Source organism: Bacteroides salyersiae WAL 10018 = DSM 18765 = JCM 12988 (assembly GCF_000381365.1).
Classification (GTDB): Bacteria; Bacteroidota; Bacteroidia; order Bacteroidales; family Bacteroidaceae; genus Bacteroides; species Bacteroides salyersiae.
On record NZ_KB905466.1, the window covers coordinates 957,107 to 973,758 of the forward strand.

Here is a 16,652-nt window from a genome sequence, read left to right on the forward strand (position 1 = left end):
CATAAATCATCAATATGATTACCATAAATAAACTTCAAAAAAACTTTGGTGAAAAAAAGGCTGTAGATATCGAGAGCTACATGATCGATCAGGGAGACATGCTTGGCCTGGTAGGTAACAACGGAGCCGGTAAAACCACCCTCTTTCGCTTGATACTGGATTTGCTAAAGGCAGATGCAGGAAATGTAACGATCAATGATGTAGATGTCAGCAAAAGTGAGGAATGGAAAAAATTCACGGGTGCTTTCATTGACGACGGATTTCTGATAGATTACCTGACGCCTGAAGAATATTTCTACTTCATCGGTAAAATGTATGGATTGAAAAAAGAAGAAGTAGAGGAACGTTTAAAGCCATTCGAACGTTTTATGAACGGAGAGGTGACCGGACAAAAGAAACTGATCCGTAACTTCTCAGCCGGAAATAAACAGAAAATCGGTATTATCTCGGCAATGCTCCATTATCCGCAGTTGCTCATTCTGGACGAACCGTTCAACTTCCTCGATCCGAGTTCACAATCCGTCATCAAACATTTACTGAAAAAATACAACGAAGAGCACAATGCTACGGTTATTATTTCCAGCCATAATCTCAACCACACGGTAGATGTATGTCCACGTATCGCTCTGCTCGAACATGGTACCATTATCCGTGACATCCGGAATGAAAATAATTCGGCCGAAAAAGAACTCGAGGATTATTTCAATGTCGACGTGGAAGAATTTACTCCGGAAGAAAATATTCCGGAACAGGAGGTAGAAGAACCGAGAGAATAATTTTTCAATGTGATAATATGCCAATGTGCCAATTAGTTGTGTTATAATGACAGAATTCAAAATTAAGAAAACAGGCTAATTGACGGCATTATGGCAATGGAATACAAAAAACGGGAAAAGATGAGAAAAAACTTTTTATATATTCCGGTAATATTGGGACTGATATTCAGTCTCAGTTCCTGCCGTTCAGTTGCCCCCAGATTGGATTATAAGACATTAGCACGTGCTTCTGTCCGTTTGGGCATAGACATTCGTCTGGAAGATAATCACAAACTCTATCTGGAAGCGGCCGAATGGATCGGCGTCCCTTACCGCACAGGAGGAGATTCGAAACGGGGGACCGATTGTTCCGGATTTACCAGCCATATATATAAAAAAGTATACCACACGAAACTGTCCCGCAGTACGGACGGACAAAAGAAAGAGAGTAATAAGGTGGCAAAACGCAACTTGCGGGAAGGCGATTTGGTCTTTTTCACCAGCAACCGCTCCGGAAAGAAGGTAGCCCATGTAGGCATCTATCTGAAAGAAGGCAAATTCATTCATGCCAGTACTACCCGGGGTGTGATTGTAAGCCAACTGAATGAGCCCTACTACACAAAGCACTGGATTTCCGGCGGACGAACACGTTAATAATAAAAAACAATTCATTATGAAAAAGTATTTGGGAACACTTCTTTTATTTTGCGTTGCAATCAGTACAAATGCACAGTTATTATGGAGAATATCCGGCAACGGGTTGACAGAGCCTTCTTACATTATGGGAACGCATCATCTTGCTTCACTCAGCATCAAAGACAGCATCCAGGGATTACAGGCAGCACTCGACCATACCCGGCAGGTATACGGCGAATTGAAAATGAGCGAAATGCAAGATCAGACCAAAGCTGCTGCTCTATTGCAGAAATATATGACGACAGAAACGGATACGACTTTCAAGTCGCTCTTCACTGACGAAGAATACGAGCTGATCAACAAATGTTCGAAAGAAAACCTGATGTTTGATATTGCCATGTTACCAAAAGTCAAACCGGCTTTTCTCAGCAACAATCTGATAGTTATCCTTTATATGAAACATGTCGGCGGATTCAATCCGCAGGAGCAACTGGATACCTATTTCCAGACACAGGCAACTGAAAAAGGGAAAAAGACAGAGGGCTTGGAAACGATGGACTTCCAGATGGATCTGCTTTACAACCAATCTTCTCTTAAGCGCCAGGCCGAAACATTGCTCTGTTTTATAAACAACATCGATGAAAACATCGAACTGACTAAAAAGCTCACTTCGGCTTACATGACACAAGATTTGGCCGCCATGGAGAAAATCTCCGACGGAGAACTTTGCAGCATGACCCCACAGGAAAAAACAAATATGATCGATAACCGAAACCAAAAATGGGTAAAGGCGTTACCGGAAATCATGAAAACAGCGCCGACCTTTATCGCTGTCGGCGCCTTGCACCTGCCGGGAGAAAACGGAGTCCTAAACCTGTTGAAAAAGCAGGGCTACGCGGTTGATCCAGTAAAATAACCAATTGATTTTCAAAGCATAAAGAGATATATACTCTTACCTGCCAAAAGTATATATTTCTAAGGGGTAATAGTGTATACTTTCGACCGATAAAAGTATACACTATTATTTTTTCTAATTCCCCCCTCAAATCATATTATATAAAAGCATTTTTGTTTTCATAACTATCCTTTCGTATCTTTGCCAAAAATTCCGGCAAATGAAATACACGACTTACTTATTCGATTTTGACTATACACTCGCCGATTCATCCCGAGGCATTGTTATTTGTTTCCGCAATGTACTCCAACGACACGGCTATAAAGACATCACCGATACAGCTATCAAACGTACCATAGGCAAAACCCTCGAGGATTCGTTCAGTATTCTGACCGGAATTACAGATATGGAGCAACTGATCGCCTTGAAAGAGGAGTATTCCGAAGAAGAAAATCAGCACATGAACCGGAATACCCGCCTTTTTACAGATACCCTCCCTACCTTGCATAAACTAAGGCGACAAGGGGCACGTATCGGAATCATATCCACCAAAAACCGTTTCCGTATTGAAGAATTCATGAAAATGCATCTTCCCCAAGGATGGTTCGACATCATTATCGGAATGGAAGACGTAAGTCGTGCCAAGCCCGATCCGGAAGGTTTGTTACTTGCCATCGAAAAGCTGAAAGTGTCTCCGGAAGAAACTCTGTATATCGGAGACAGTACCGTAGACGCCCAAACCGCCGTTTCGGCAGGAGTCTGTTTTGCCGGGATAACAAGCGGAATGACGAAATTCGGAGAACTGGCCCAATACCCACATGTCAGCATCATCAGTAATCTTAAAGAGCTGGTATCCCCACCCCCAAAATACGGATAATCAGAATTCCAACGACCGTCTTCAAAGACATCTATTAATCATAAAGCGAGAACGAAAAAATAAGCTTTTAAAGCAGTTCTCAAAAAATAAAGAAGAAATATTTGCCTGAAAAGAATAAAAACAGTACTTTTGTGGCCGATTATTCCGCACCGGGTTCAACAAAGTGTTCTCTAAGTGATTAAAGACCACCCGACGGAGCTAACTTATACATTTATATATAAGATGTACGCAATTGTAGAAATTAACGGTCAGCAATTCAAAGCAGAAGCTGGCAAAAAACTGTTTGTACACCACATTCAAAATGCAGAAAACGGTGCAACAGTAGAATTTGACAAAGTTCTTTTGGTAGACAAAGACGGCAACATCACTGTAGGTGTTCCTACTGTAGAAGGTGCAAAAGTTGTTTGCCAGATTGTTTCAAGCCTGGTTAAAGGTGACAAAGAGCTTGTTTTCCACAAGAAAAGAAGAAAAGGTCACAGAAAACTGAACGGTCACCGTCAACAGTTTACAGAGTTAACAATTACAGAAGTAGTAGCTTAATCAATTAAAAAGTAAAAAGAAATGGCTCATAAAAAAGGTGTCGGTAGTTCTAAGAACGGCCGCGAATCACACAGCAAGAGATTAGGCGTTAAGATATTTGGTGGCGAAACTTGCAAAGCAGGTAACATCATCGTTCGTCAAAGAGGTACTGAATTCCACCCGGGTAATAACATGGGTATGGGTAAGGACCACACTCTTTTCGCTTTAGTAGATGGAACAGTTAGTTTCAAAGTAACCAAAGAAGATAGAAGATACGTATCTATCATCCCGGCTGAAGCAACAGAAGCATAAGCTTCGGGCATAACCATATTGAAAAACGGAGATGTAATCCAAGTGATTGCATCTCCTTTCTTTTTTACATCCTAAAGAGCCGCATCTCTGTATTTTTATTTATCTTTGTACCCTCAAAGAGAAATGTTCATAAAAAAGTATTGATATGCTTACTATTAAACAAATTACAGAAAACACCGACGCGGTAATCCGTGGCCTGGAAAAGAAACATTTCAAAGACGCAGCAGCAACCATTGCCAAAGTCATTGAAGTGAATGACAAGAGACGTAACACACAGAATCAATTAGATAAAAATCTGGCAGAGGTAAACTCGCTGTCGAGAACAATCGGCCAGTTGATGAAAGAAGGTAAAAAAGAAGAAGCGGAAGCAGCACGCGCACGCGTTGCCGAACTGAAAGAAGGCAACAAGGTTCTGGATACGGCCATGACCGAAGCGGCTACTGAACTTCAGAATCTTCTGTATACCATCCCCAACGTTCCTTATGACGAAGTGCCCGAAGGTGTAGGTGCGGAAGACAACGTTGTGGAAAAAATGGGAGGAATGGAAACCGAGCTTCCCACAGACGCCCTTCCCCATTGGGAACTGGCAAAAAAATACGACCTGATAGACTTTGACCTCGGTGTAAAAATCACCGGAGCGGGTTTTCCCGTATATAAAGGTAAAGGAGCACAGTTACAGCGTGCACTCATCAACTTCTTCCTGGACGAAGCACGCAAATCGGGATATACGGAAATTATGCCTCCGACAGTAGTCAACGCCGCTTCCGGCTACGGAACAGGACAGCTACCCGACAAAGAAGGTCAGATGTATCATTGTGAAGTAGACGATCTTTATCTGATCCCGACAGCGGAAGTACCGGTAACCAACATCTACCGTGACGTTATCTTGGACGAGAAGCAACTTCCGATCATGAATTGCGCTTACACCCAGTGTTTCCGTCGCGAAGCCGGCTCTTACGGCAAAGACGTTCGCGGATTGAACCGTCTGCACGAGTTTTCTAAAGTAGAGTTGGTGCGTATCGACAAACCGGAACATTCCCGTCAATCCCACCAAGAGATGCTGGATCACGTAGAAGGCCTGTTGCAGAAATTAGAACTTCCCTACCGTATTCTTCGCCTTTGCGGAGGAGATATGAGTTTCACCGCCGCTCTATGTTTCGACTTTGAAGTATATTCGGAAGCACAAAAGCGTTGGCTGGAAGTAAGTTCTGTTTCCAACTTCGATACCTATCAGGCCAACCGTCTGAAATGTCGTTATCGCAATGGCGAAAAGAAGACAGAACTCTGCCACACCCTTAACGGATCCGCATTGGCATTGCCGCGTATCGTAGCTGCATTGCTCGAAAACAATCAGACACCGGAAGGTATCCGGATACCGAAAGCATTGGTTCCCTATTGCGGATTCGAGGTTATCGATTAAAGGAAATGGTCACAGATGCATAAGAAGCCGCCCCAAAAAGGCGGCTTTTCTTTTATTATTCCCAAATAAGCTGTATCTTTGCCGAAATATCATTCTGATAGCAGTTACGTAGTAATTCCAACAAATTAATTAGATAATGAACAAAATCATTAACAAAGAACATTTTTCCGAGAAAGTGTTCAAACTGGAGATAGAAGCTCCGCTAATAGCAAAATCGCGTAAAGCGGGACATTTTGTCATTGTTCGCGTAGGCGAAAAGGGCGAACGTATGCCATTGACTATTGCGGGTGCTGATGTAAAAAAAGGAACCATCACTTTGGTTGTGCAAGAGGTGGGACTTTCTTCTACCAGACTCTGTGAACTTAATGAAGGTGATTACATCACCGACGTTGTAGGTCCACTGGGGCAAGCCACACACATCGAAAACTTCGGGACAGTAGTCTGTGCCGGTGGTGGCGTAGGTGTTGCTCCGATGCTGCCTATCGTTCAGGCTCTTAAAGCTGCCGGAAACCGTGTCATCACCGTTCTGGCCGGGCGTACCAAAGAACTGATTATCCTTGAAAAAGAGATGCGCGAAAGCTCGGACGAAGTGATTATCATGACAGACGACGGTTCTTACGGCCGTAAAGGACTCGTAACAGAAGGTGTGGAAGAGGTCATCAAACGCGAAAAGGTAAACAAATGCTTCGCTATCGGTCCGGCCATCATGATGAAATTCGTATGCCTGCTGACTAAAAAATATGAAATCCCTACAGATGTATCACTGAATACCATCATGGTAGACGGCACAGGTATGTGCGGCGCCTGCCGTATTACCATCGGCGGTAAAACAAAGTTTGTGTGTGTAGACGGTCCGGAATTCGACGGGCATCAAGTGGACTTCGACGAAATGCTGAAACGTATGGGTGCCTTCAAAAACATCGAGCGTGAAGAAATGCACAAACTCGAAGAACACTGTGAAGCCATCCCAACCACAGATGAAAACAGCCGTAATGCCCCTTGGCGCGAAGAATTACGTAAAAGCATCAAAGCCAAAGAACGTTCGAATATAGAACGTTGCAAGATGAACGAACTCGATGCCGAATACCGCTCTCACAGCCGTAAAGAAGAGGTAAATCAGGGATTAACCAAAGAACAGGCCGTCATGGAAGCCAAACGTTGCCTGGACTGTGCCAATCCGGGATGTATGAGCGGTTGCCCGGTTGGAATCGATATTCCCCGTTTTATCAAAAACATCGAACGCGGTGAATTCCTCGAAGCAGCCAAAACACTAAAAGAAACCAGTGCTCTTCCTGCCGTATGCGGCCGTGTATGCCCACAGGAAAAGCAATGCGAATCCAAATGTATCCACTTGAAAATGGGTAAAGAGGCGGTAGCTATCGGCCATCTCGAACGCTTTGCTGCCGATTACGAACGCGAAAGCGGACAAATATCCGTTCCCGAGATTGCCGAAAAGAATGGAATCAAAGTAGCTGTTATCGGTTCCGGTCCCGCCGGACTTTCCTTTGCAGGAGATATGGCTAAATACGGATACGATGTCACAGTATTCGAGGCATTGCACGAAATCGGCGGTGTATTGAAATACGGCATCCCCGAATTCCGTTTGCCGAACAAGATCGTAGATGTCGAAATAGACAATCTGGCCAAGATGGGTGTCACTTTCATTAAAGACTGTATCGTTGGAAAGACTATCAGTGTGGAACAACTGGAAGAGGAAGGTTTCAAAGGCATATTCGTAGCTTCAGGCGCCGGACTGCCTAACTTCATGAACATACCGGGTGAGAATTCGATTAACATCATGTCATCCAATGAATACCTGACTCGTGTCAACCTGATGGATGCCGCCAGTCCGGATTCCGATACTCCGGTTGCCTTCGGCAAGAATGTAGCCGTTATCGGCGGTGGAAATACAGCAATGGACTCCGTCCGTACAGCCAAGCGTCTCGGTGCGGAACGCGCCATGATTATCTATCGCCGTTCGGAGGAAGAAATGCCTGCCCGTCTGGAAGAGGTGAAACACGCTAAAGAAGAGGGAGTGGAATTTATGACCTTGCACAACCCGATCGAATATCTGGCCGATGAGCAGGGACGCGTAAAGCAAGTGGTGTTGCAGAAAATGGAACTTGGCGAACCGGACGCATCCGGACGTCGCAGCCCCGTAGCCATTCCGGGTGCTACCGAAACAATTGACATCGATCTGGCTATCGTCAGCGTAGGGGTATCTCCCAACCCGATTGTACCGAGCTCGATAAAAGGCTTGGAATTGGGCCGTAAAGGCACCATTGCGGTAAACGACAATATGCAATCGTCCATCCCGACTATCTATGCCGGTGGCGATATCGTACGCGGCGGTGCTACCGTTATCCTGGCCATGGGCGACGGACGCAAAGCGGCAGCGGCCATGAACGAACAATTAAAGAAGTAAACCCATTCCATCGGAATGATCCAATAAAAAAATCCCGCTTACTACCATGTAAACGGGATTTTTTATATATCTCAAGAGCGATGTCCTACTCTCCTATTTCACCACACTGTTCGTTACCGGATCCGGAAAAATCACTGTCGGCTTAAACGATTTTGCTTCTTCAAAATCCATCAGCGCATACGACATGATAATCACAATATCATCCGGTTGAACCTTCCGGGCTGCAGCACCGTTCAGGCAGATTTTGCCCGAGCCACGTTCACCTTTGATAATATAGGTTTCAAAACGCTCACCATTGTTATTGTCAGCGATATACACCTTTTCACCGGCAATCATGTTCGCAGCATCCAGCAGGTCTTCATCAATCGTAATGCTACCCATGTAGTTCAGATTCGCCTCCGTGACACGTGCACAATGAATTTTCGACTTCAACACTTCAATCATCATAAGGGTTTGGTCTTTTTTTAGTTTAAACTTCTTTGTATTTAATGTTATCGATCAGACGGACTTCTCCGCAAAAAACTGTAATACAGCCCACTGCATACGATGTCTCATTCCAATCTCCAATCTTCTGCAAAGTGTTTCCGTCTACTATCTCAAAATACTCCAGACGAAGCCCCGGCGCAGCAGCAATAGCATCTTCCACCATCTTTTGCGTTTCACTCACCGAATGAGTGGCTGCAAAGGTACGACTTTTAAATAATGTCCGGGAAATATTTAAAGCATTTTCACGTTCATCGGACGACAAACGGGCATTCCGGCTACTCAATGCCAATCCATCCTCTTCACGGACAATGGGACAACCCACAATTTCAAGATCAAACTTCATTTGACGCACCATCTCACGAATAATAGCCAATTGCTGGAAATCTTTCTCCCCGAAATAGGCACGATGTGGCTTCACTGCATCAAACAATTTACTCACTATCTGGCATACCCCATTGAAATGTCCGGGACGAAACGCACCTTCCATTACCGTATCCAGAGGTGCATAACCAAACTGGCGTGTATCGGGTTCAGGATACATCTCCTCTACCGAAGGAGCAAATACCAAAGTCGCCCCACAATCCTCAAGCAACTTACAATCGGCCTCCAGCGTACGCGGATATTTTACCAGATCGTTTTTATCATTAAACTGAGTAGGGTTTACAAAAACACTGACTACCGTTACGTCATTCTCATTTACACTACGCTTCACAAGTGATGCGTGCCCTGCATGCAAAGCACCCATAGTAGGTACCAGCCCCACCTTTTTCCCTTGGGCTTTCAGTACCGAAAGTCCGGCCTGCAAGTCCTCGATCGTATGTATTACTTTCATTTCAATTCGCTTCTGTTTCTTTTTTGTTTGAAAAACTGTGCAAAATAAACTATTATTTACCATATAAAGAAGAAATATCGCAAATTAATGCAAAAGGCAAGCATAGGACAAAAATAAGCAAAAGGCATTTTATTACTGAAAATCAACCACTTAACAATTCATAAGGAATTATACCGGCCGATGACTTGCTTTAATGCCCTTTTTTTTTTATATCTTTGCAGAATATTTACGAGAAGGATTGTTATTATGACAAAGGCGAATAAGGTTTTATTTATTACACAAGAGATTACCCCTTACGTTTCTGAATCTGAAATGGCTAACATTGGCAGAAATCTGCCCCAGTCCATTCAGGAAAAAGGCAGAGAGATCAGAACATTCATGCCCAAATGGGGAAATATCAACGAACGCAGAAATCAGCTGCATGAAGTGATACGTCTTTCCGGTATGAATCTGATTATCGACGACACCGACCACCCGTTAATTATTAAAGTCGCATCCATACAATCAGCACGCATGCAGGTATATTTCATCGACAATGATGATTATTTCCAAAACAGGCTGCAAACATCCGATGAAAATGGAATTGAATACGATGATAACGACAGCCGTGCTATCTTTTATGCCAGAGGAGTATTGGAAACAGTAAAAAAATTGCGTTGGACTCCCGATGTGATTCATTGCCACGGCTGGATGACTGCGTTGGCTCCCTTATACATCAAGAAAGCTTATAAAGACGAGCCTTCATTCCGCGATGCAAAAGTTGTATTTTCAGTATACGAAGACGATTTCAAAAACACGCTGAGCAGTGATTTTGCTACCAAATTAATGTTGAAGGGCATCAACAAAAAAGATGTGGCCATGCTGAAAGAGCCGGTAGATTATGCAACTTTATGCAAGTTGGCTGTCGACTACTCGGACGGAGTGATACAAAACAGCGAACATGTCAATGAAGAGATTATGGATTACGCACGCCAATCCGGAAAACCGGTTCTCGAGTATCAGACTACCGAAACATATGCCGATGCCTGCAATGAGTTTTATGACAAGGTGTGGGAAACAGAACAAGAATAAAAAATTGAACTAAGATACGACGATCATGAAAGTAAAATATCTATGGGTTATCCTATTGTCTCTAACTTTCTTCGGATGTGATGACAATACCGGTACATTGGGATTAGGGATGTTTCCGGGTGGAGATCAGAACATAAACGGTAAATTGGCAACGTTCGACGTCAAAACCCAATCGGAACTCGCCGGAAAAGTTTTTGCAAAGACAAGCGTCGGCTATCTGGGAAAATTTACTGATCCGGATTTCGGCTATTATGAGGCAGGTTTTTTGGCACAATTACATTGTAATGAAAATTTTACCTTTCCGCCGCTTTATAATAAAGATAACCCAAACGATCCCAAAGCGATCATGGTGAAAAATGAAGTATACCGCACAGAACTGTCATTGGCTTACAGCAGTTATTTCGGTGATTCACTGACAGCCTCCCGTTTGAGTGTCTACCAATTAAATAAAGATCTGGATAAGGAATCTGCCTATTATACCGATATCAATCCGGAAGATTTCTACAATAAAAATGACCCCAGTGCTTTATTGGGACGAAAAGCCTATACGGCAGTAGATTTATCCGTAGCCAGTTCGGTTAGAAATCAGAGTGGTTATATTCCTTCGGTTACTGTAACTTTACCACAGACCTTAGGCCAGAAGATTCTTGAAGCCAGCAGAAAGGCAGATGAAGATAATGTAGATTTCGCAAATGTATTCAGAGATATTTTCAAGGGAATCTATGTAAAAAATGACTATGGTGACGGTACGATCCTCTATATAGACCAAATCGAACTGCGTGTCATATATGAATGCTATGTGAAAGGAGACGATGGTGCCAATCTTAAGAAAAGCGACAATGAAACAGACTCTACTGCATACGGTTATCGGACATTTGCCGCAACCAGGGAAATCATTCAGGCTAATGCATTCAACAGTGACGAGGATAAAATCAAAGAGAAAGTGAATGAACGGGAATGGACGTATCTAAAAACTCCTGCCGGCATTTATACGCAGGTTTCATTACCTTTGAATGACATACGGGAAAAGCTAAGTCAAGATACATTGAACGTCGTTAAATTGGCATTGACCAATTATAACCAAAGTAATGATAAAAATAAATACGACTTTAGTATGAATATTCCCAGCTACGTATTGCTGGTTCGCGAAAAAGAGAAGGAAAGTTTCTTCCAGGACAATAAGATCAACGATGATGTAACCTCCTACATTGCCCAACACAATGCCATAAACAATAATCAATATGTATTCTCCAACTTATCGAGACTCATTAATACTTGTCTGGCAGAAAGAGCGGCAGCCGTAACAGCACTCAAGAATGACGGAAAAATAGAAGGTATTTTAGATGTCGATACAGGAACACCCGTTACTACCATTGAGGCATGGGAAAAAGCGACTTCATGGGATAAGGTTGCCATCATACCGGTAACTATTACAAGAGATAAAAATACCAGTACCACAAGTGGAAGTATCATCAGTATTCTCAATGACCTTAAACCCGGTTACACGAAGTTGAAAGGAGGATTAGACAGTCCACCGTTGTCATTGGAAGTTATTTATACTTCTTTCTAAACTAAGTCCAAAAGACAGATAAAAATAAAAAGGAACAGGTCGGAATTTTAAAGTTCCGACCTGTTCCTTTTTTAATGTATTTTCTTCAGTTTCTATTCTGCTTTCTTCTTACTTTTTGGAGCAGCTTTCTTTGTTGCAGTCTTTGCAGCAGTCTTTTTAGGAGCTGTCTTTTCCTCTTTTACAGCTTTTTCTACAGCAGCTTTGGGCTTGGCAGCAGCTTTTACAGCCTTTGCCTTTTCCTCTTTCGCGCGTAATTTATCCAACTCTTTATGAAGCTCTGCGATCTCTTCACCTTGATTATGGATAGTAGTCAGCAATGAATTCAATTCTTCATCATCGATATCTTCCGGGTACAGCGAATTTACCCTCTTGATAAAATCACCCAAAATATTCATATAATTGGTGAAAGCATCATATGGAGAATCATAAATACCACGATTGAGATAAATCCCCGTATTCTTTGTAGTCATAAACCGGAAATTATTACTTGCCTGAAGATAATCCCAGTCCTGCTTTATACGGCGGTCATCAGACATATGCACACGCTCGGCCACACTATACAGTTTGTTGAATGCCTCGCGTTGCATGACATTACCCAACCAGCAACTTGTATCTCTCTCTTCGTCCACCCAAGAGATAGGATACGGTACATCCAGTTGGGAAACCGATTTTAATTTAGTTACAATCTCTGTAGGCGTAGAGAAAGTGATTCCTTTTTCTTTTGCACAATACGGAAGTGCTTTCAAGAATTCCAATATATTGGAAGAAAGCGGCTGCACCATACCCAAAGCACTCAATTCCATAAATATATTGATAACCTGCTCTTCCTGAGGTAAAGCATCGATCCAGTTAATGTACTTATCGGCAAACAACGGATATTCACTCCACTCGGAATTAGAGAAACGCAAACCGATATCATCCGATAGTTTATAATCTCTCAACAACAATTTCAAGCTCGGAGCCTGATTGCAATGATATACATAATGAGGACTCTTCCAACCCAAAATATATTTAGCACCTTCCGTGAGCATACCTTTGAAACCCATAGCAGCTACTTGAGCACCAATTTCATCGGAATAAATCAGACTTGAATTACGGAATACCTTCGGTGCCTTACCAAACATCTGTTTGATTTTATCGCTCATACGCATCACCTCTTCCCGGAAGCAATCTTCATTAGCTAATGACGATAAGCCGTGTGAATAAGGCTCAGCTAAGAATTCACAACAGCCGGTATCATTAAGCTGGTGCAGCAAGTCAACTACGGCCGGCGCATGAATCTCGAGCTGCTCTAATGCAACGCCCGAAATAGACAGCGCTACTTTGAATGCCCCATTAGAATTCTTAGCCATTTCGATCAATGTGCTAAGTGCCGGAATATAAGAGCGTTCGGCAACCTCATTTATACTTATCTCATTGGCATAGTCATCATAATAGTAATGATCGGCACCTATATCGAAAAAACGATAACGTTTCAGATGAATAATTTGATGTATTTCAAAATAAAGACAGATTGTTCTCATATCTATATTATTTTATTATTTATAATTCTTTATTACTTCGTCATAGATACCACGCACTTTGTATCCGACGTTTTCCCATTTAATCTGGTCCACTTCTTTCTTCCCTTCGTCACACAGATATTCATACATCGCAGGATAAGTACAAATGGAATAAATTGCATCTGCCATCGCATGAATGTCCCAATAATCCGTCTTAATGCATTTCTCCAAAATCTCTGCACAACCGGACTGCTTGGAAATGATCGTCGGTACACTACACTGCATCGCTTCCAACGGAGAAATACCAAATGGCTCGGACACAGAAGGCATAATGTAAACATCGCTGGCTTTCAACACTTCATATACTTGCCGGCCTTTCATAAATCCGGGGAAATGGAAACGATCGGCAATTCCGCGTTCAGCAACCAAACGAATCATCTGATTCATCATATCGCCACTACCGGCCATTACAAAACGTACATTCTTGGTACGCTGCAACACCATAGCAGCCGCCTCTACGAAATACTCCGGTCCTTTCTGCATAGTGATACGTCCCAGGAAAGTAACCACTTTTTCTTTCGGATTCTTATTCGGAACAATATCCAGAATATCCTGCGACAACGGTGAAACCGCATTGTGCACGGTAGACACTTTCTTCGGATCCTGATAATATTTATGAATAACAGTCTGCCGGGTCAACTCACTTACGCACATGATGTGATCGGCATGATCCATACCGTTTTTCTCTATTGCGTATACAGTAGGATTTACATTACCACGGCTACGGTCAAAATCGGTGGCATGCACGTGGATCACCAACGGCTTACCCGATACCTGTTTGGCATGCAGACCGGCCGGATATGTCAACCAATCGTGTGAGTGTATGATATCAAACTCCTGCTGACGGGCTACCACGCCGGCCACAATGGAATAGTTATTGATCTCTTCATGCAAATTGTCCGGATAACGCCCCGAGAATTCGATGCATCCCAAGTCATTTGTATGCAGATAATTGAAATCGGCATAAATATGATCACGTAAATCATAATAAAGTTGCGGATCCATATAAGAGCCCACACGGTCTTTCACGTACTCCCAATTCACATCTCTCCAGACTACCGGTGTACTGTTCATACCGATAATCTTCAAAAAACTCTGATCTTCATCACCCCAAGGTTTGGGAATACAAAAGGTGATTTCCATATCCTGCTGGAGAGACATTCCTTTCGTTAAACCGTAACTGGCAGTTCCTAAACCACCTAAAATATGCGGGGGGAATTCCCATCCAAACATTAATACTTTCATTTTCGTCCCTCCTCTTATAAATTATACTTTGACAATAATTTCAAAATACGCAAAATCTCAGCCACGTTCATTGCAAACGACACAGCCCCACGTCCTTTGAAAGGAGGGTTACCGTCAAACAATTCGGGTAATGAACTGATGCAATGACTTGTCATCTCATCTTCAAAACCAATCAACTGACGTTCTACAAACGAAATACCGCTCATCTTATAAATCCGCAGATAAGCTTCCATATAAAAGCCCATCAGCCACGGCCAGGCAGTTCCCTGATGATAAGCATAATCACGTTGAATCTGAGGTCCTACATAATTAGGATTATAGCCGCCGCTCTTCGGACTTAATGTACGAAGGCCTTTCGGGGTAAGCAGTTCTCTCGTCACAATATCCAACACCTGTTTCTTCTGTGCCCGATCGAGAGGAGAATAATCAAAGGCTACCGTAAATATCATATTAGGCCGTACACTCCAATCCATCATATTTCCGTCTACGTAGTCGAGTAGATAGCCGTATTCATTGCGGAATACTTCTACAAAAGACTTGCCTGTCACTTCCGCCTGTCCGTCCAGCAAATCGGCCAATACCGTATTACCGCCTTCCCGAACCAAATCGGCCACAAAACGAAGCGCATTATACCACAAAGCATTTATTTCTACGATATATCCGGTACGGGGCACCACCGGACGGCCATTAACCGTTGAATTCATCCAAGTAATGGCCTTATCCGTACCGTTGGCATAAAGCAGGCCATTTTCGTGTAAGAAGAGATTGTTATGTTTTCGCTGACGGATAAATTCGATAATTTCCTCCAACAAGGATCCGTATTTCGCCCGGCATTGATCGCGTGAAGTTTCCTTGGCATACTGTTGCAATGCCCATACAGCCCACAACAGAACGTCCGGATCTTCCATTTCATAAATTTTACACCCTATAGGTTCGTCATTGATATAATTGCGAATGGCTTTCTCTGCAGTCTTCATGACATCCTCAAACTCATCCACTTCATCGACAGCCAACGTCAATCCGGGCAACGATACGAACATATCGCGTGCACGACACTTAAACCACGGATATCCGGCAAGAATATAATGCTCTTCTTCTTGTTTGTTATGAAATTGGTGCGCTGAATTTTTCAAGCAATGATAGAAGCTGTCGCGTGGCGTCCGGTCTTCTGCTTCTGTTTCAAATACCTGTTTCAAACGTCGGGGAGATATTTCGGAAATACCGGCAGAAAAGACGATACTTTCACCTTTCTTGATATCCACTTCGAAATAGCCGGGTACATAAAGGTCTTCGTTGAAATCGTATCCTCTTTCCTGTTCTTTAGGATACTCGATACCCCGATACCAGTTGGGGTCAAAATGGAATTCATTTTTCTTGTTCAATTGCATGAACAATTCCGGATAGCCGGGATACATACAGGTTTTTATACCGTTTTCCACCAATTGATAGTCACGGCTTGCCTGTGCATTTTCATGGGTATACTCCCGCACGCTTCGGAAAGCCAAAAATGGCCGGAAACGCAAGGTTGTTGCCGAATGGGCGTCGATCAAAGTATAACGAATCAGAATCCGGTTTTCGTGATGTACAAAAATTTTTTCTTTACGGAGAATAACTCCTCCCACACGGTAAGTCGTTGCCGGAATATGTTCACAATCGAATTCACGGATATATTTATGCCCATTCGGACTATAATTATTTCCCTGATATTTATGTAATCCCAGGTTAAACTCCGCACCGTGCTGAATTACCGTTTCATCAAGAGAAGATAGCAGCACATGATTCTCATCATCCAGGTTGGGAACAGGAATCACCAACAAACCGTGATATTTGCGTGTGTTACAATCTACAATCGTTGTACAATGATAAGCTCCCGCACGGTTCGTCCTAAGAATTTCTCTGGGAAGAGATTCCTCCAGATTGACCATCAGAGTCTTGTCAAAATGTAAATAACTCATAGTTGTGCATTATTTAAAGGTTAATTATATTTCTGTTATCATAATTCTAAGTATGATTCCCAAAAATACGAATTAAAGGTAAAAACAAAAAT

15 protein-coding genes are annotated in these 16,652 nt (G+C 42.9%); 10 read left to right on the forward strand and 5 right to left on the reverse strand.

Translation table 11 applies throughout. The features are described from left to right. The first annotated feature begins 14 nt into the window (after window positions 1-14). The 8 genes from HMPREF1532_RS03900 to HMPREF1532_RS03935 all read left to right on the forward strand — a co-directional run bounded on the left by HMPREF1532_RS03900 (window position 15) and on the right by HMPREF1532_RS03935 (window position 7,839). Window positions 15-776 (forward strand): ABC transporter ATP-binding protein, encoded by a 762-nt coding sequence (locus HMPREF1532_RS03900; RefSeq protein WP_005925126.1) that lies wholly within the window; start codon window positions 15-17, stop codon window positions 774-776. 120 nt (window positions 777-896) lie between these two features. Continuing rightward, window positions 897-1,409 (forward strand): C40 family peptidase, encoded by a 513-nt coding sequence (locus tag HMPREF1532_RS03905; RefSeq protein ID WP_025819107.1) that lies wholly within the window; start codon window positions 897-899, stop codon window positions 1,407-1,409. 19 nt (window positions 1,410-1,428) lie between these two features. After that, the gene (locus tag HMPREF1532_RS03910) at window positions 1,429-2,307 is read left to right on the forward strand and encodes a TraB/GumN family protein (RefSeq protein ID WP_005925131.1); all 879 of its coding nucleotides are present in this window, start codon (window positions 1,429-1,431) and stop codon (window positions 2,305-2,307) included. A 199-nt stretch (window positions 2,308-2,506) separates the two neighbouring features. Next, entirely contained in the window at window positions 2,507-3,163 is a 657-nt protein-coding gene (locus HMPREF1532_RS03915; protein ID WP_005925134.1) for an HAD-IA family hydrolase, read from the forward strand. Between the two features lie 222 nt (window positions 3,164-3,385). Beyond that, window positions 3,386-3,703 (forward strand): 50S ribosomal protein L21, encoded by a 318-nt coding sequence (rplU, locus tag HMPREF1532_RS03920; RefSeq protein WP_005925137.1) that lies wholly within the window; start codon window positions 3,386-3,388, stop codon window positions 3,701-3,703. Window positions 3,704-3,724: 21 nt separating this feature from the next. After that, entirely contained in the window at window positions 3,725-3,994 is a 270-nt protein-coding gene (gene rpmA / locus HMPREF1532_RS03925) for a 50S ribosomal protein L27 (RefSeq protein WP_005925140.1), read from the forward strand. A 145-nt stretch (window positions 3,995-4,139) separates the two neighbouring features. Continuing rightward, window positions 4,140-5,414 (forward strand): serine--tRNA ligase, encoded by a 1,275-nt coding sequence (gene serS / locus HMPREF1532_RS03930; protein WP_005925143.1) that lies wholly within the window; start codon window positions 4,140-4,142, stop codon window positions 5,412-5,414. A 136-nt stretch (window positions 5,415-5,550) separates the two neighbouring features. Further along, window positions 5,551-7,839 (forward strand): bifunctional dihydroorotate dehydrogenase B NAD binding subunit/NADPH-dependent glutamate synthase, encoded by a 2,289-nt coding sequence (locus HMPREF1532_RS03935; protein WP_005925146.1) that lies wholly within the window; start codon window positions 5,551-5,553, stop codon window positions 7,837-7,839. Window positions 7,840-7,932: 93 nt separating this feature from the next. On the opposite strand, the gene panD is transcribed toward HMPREF1532_RS03935, so the two are convergent. Together panD and panC are read right to left on the reverse strand one after the other, a co-directional pair. Beyond that, on the reverse strand, window positions 7,933-8,286 hold the full coding sequence (panD, locus tag HMPREF1532_RS03940) for an aspartate 1-decarboxylase (protein WP_002559520.1): 354 nt from the start codon (window positions 8,284-8,286) through the stop codon (window positions 7,933-7,935). Window positions 8,287-8,308: 22 nt separating this feature from the next. Next, window positions 8,309-9,157 (reverse strand): pantoate--beta-alanine ligase, encoded by an 849-nt coding sequence (panC, locus tag HMPREF1532_RS03945; protein WP_005925152.1) that lies wholly within the window; start codon window positions 9,155-9,157, stop codon window positions 8,309-8,311. A gap of 246 nt (window positions 9,158-9,403) precedes the next feature. On the opposite strand from panC, the gene HMPREF1532_RS03950 reads away from it, so the two are divergent. After that, window positions 9,404-10,228 (forward strand): glycogen/starch synthase, encoded by an 825-nt coding sequence (locus HMPREF1532_RS03950; protein ID WP_005925155.1) that lies wholly within the window; start codon window positions 9,404-9,406, stop codon window positions 10,226-10,228. A 25-nt stretch (window positions 10,229-10,253) separates the two neighbouring features. Further along, the gene (gene bamH / locus HMPREF1532_RS03955; protein WP_005925158.1) at window positions 10,254-11,798 is read left to right on the forward strand and encodes a BamH family beta-barrel-assembly machinery protein; all 1,545 of its coding nucleotides are present in this window, start codon (window positions 10,254-10,256) and stop codon (window positions 11,796-11,798) included. 92 nt (window positions 11,799-11,890) lie between these two features. Here bamH and HMPREF1532_RS03960 read toward each other — a convergent pair whose 3' ends face one another. From HMPREF1532_RS03960 to HMPREF1532_RS03970, 3 genes are read right to left on the reverse strand one after another with little or no spacing between them, the layout of a single operon-like run. Beyond that, the gene (locus tag HMPREF1532_RS03960) at window positions 11,891-13,321 is read right to left on the reverse strand and encodes a glycoside hydrolase family 57 protein (protein ID WP_005925161.1); all 1,431 of its coding nucleotides are present in this window, start codon (window positions 13,319-13,321) and stop codon (window positions 11,891-11,893) included. A 15-nt stretch (window positions 13,322-13,336) separates the two neighbouring features. After that, window positions 13,337-14,605 (reverse strand): glycosyltransferase, encoded by a 1,269-nt coding sequence (locus tag HMPREF1532_RS03965; RefSeq protein WP_005925163.1) that lies wholly within the window; start codon window positions 14,603-14,605, stop codon window positions 13,337-13,339. Between the two features lie 14 nt (window positions 14,606-14,619). After that, a complete protein-coding gene (locus tag HMPREF1532_RS03970) occupies window positions 14,620-16,560 on the reverse strand; it encodes a glycogen debranching enzyme N-terminal domain-containing protein (protein ID WP_005925166.1) in 1,941 nt (646 codons plus the stop codon). Window positions 16,561-16,652: the final 92 nt, after the last annotated feature.

Coding starts and splice junctions, on each gene's coding strand:
- HMPREF1532_RS03900 (WP_005925126.1), top strand. CDS start 15: ATGATTACCATAAATAAACTTCAAAAAAACTTTGGTGAAAAAAAGGCT.
- HMPREF1532_RS03905 (WP_025819107.1), top strand. CDS start 897: ATGAGAAAAAACTTTTTATATATTCCGGTAATATTGGGACTGATATTC.
- HMPREF1532_RS03910 (WP_005925131.1), top strand. CDS start 1,429: ATGAAAAAGTATTTGGGAACACTTCTTTTATTTTGCGTTGCAATCAGT.
- HMPREF1532_RS03915 (WP_005925134.1), top strand. CDS start 2,507: ATGAAATACACGACTTACTTATTCGATTTTGACTATACACTCGCCGAT.
- rplU (WP_005925137.1), top strand. CDS start 3,386: ATGTACGCAATTGTAGAAATTAACGGTCAGCAATTCAAAGCAGAAGCT.
- rpmA (WP_005925140.1), top strand. CDS start 3,725: ATGGCTCATAAAAAAGGTGTCGGTAGTTCTAAGAACGGCCGCGAATCA.
- serS (WP_005925143.1), top strand. CDS start 4,140: ATGCTTACTATTAAACAAATTACAGAAAACACCGACGCGGTAATCCGT.
- HMPREF1532_RS03935 (WP_005925146.1), top strand. CDS start 5,551: ATGAACAAAATCATTAACAAAGAACATTTTTCCGAGAAAGTGTTCAAA.
- panD (WP_002559520.1), bottom strand. CDS start 8,286: ATGATGATTGAAGTGTTGAAGTCGAAAATTCATTGTGCACGTGTCACG.
- panC (WP_005925152.1), bottom strand. CDS start 9,157: ATGAAAGTAATACATACGATCGAGGACTTGCAGGCCGGACTTTCGGTA.
- HMPREF1532_RS03950 (WP_005925155.1), top strand. CDS start 9,404: ATGACAAAGGCGAATAAGGTTTTATTTATTACACAAGAGATTACCCCT.
- bamH (WP_005925158.1), top strand. CDS start 10,254: ATGAAAGTAAAATATCTATGGGTTATCCTATTGTCTCTAACTTTCTTC.
- HMPREF1532_RS03960 (WP_005925161.1), bottom strand. CDS start 13,321: ATGAGAACAATCTGTCTTTATTTTGAAATACATCAAATTATTCATCTG.
- HMPREF1532_RS03965 (WP_005925163.1), bottom strand. CDS start 14,605: ATGAAAGTATTAATGTTTGGATGGGAATTCCCCCCGCATATTTTAGGT.
- HMPREF1532_RS03970 (WP_005925166.1), bottom strand. CDS start 16,560: ATGAGTTATTTACATTTTGACAAGACTCTGATGGTCAATCTGGAGGAA.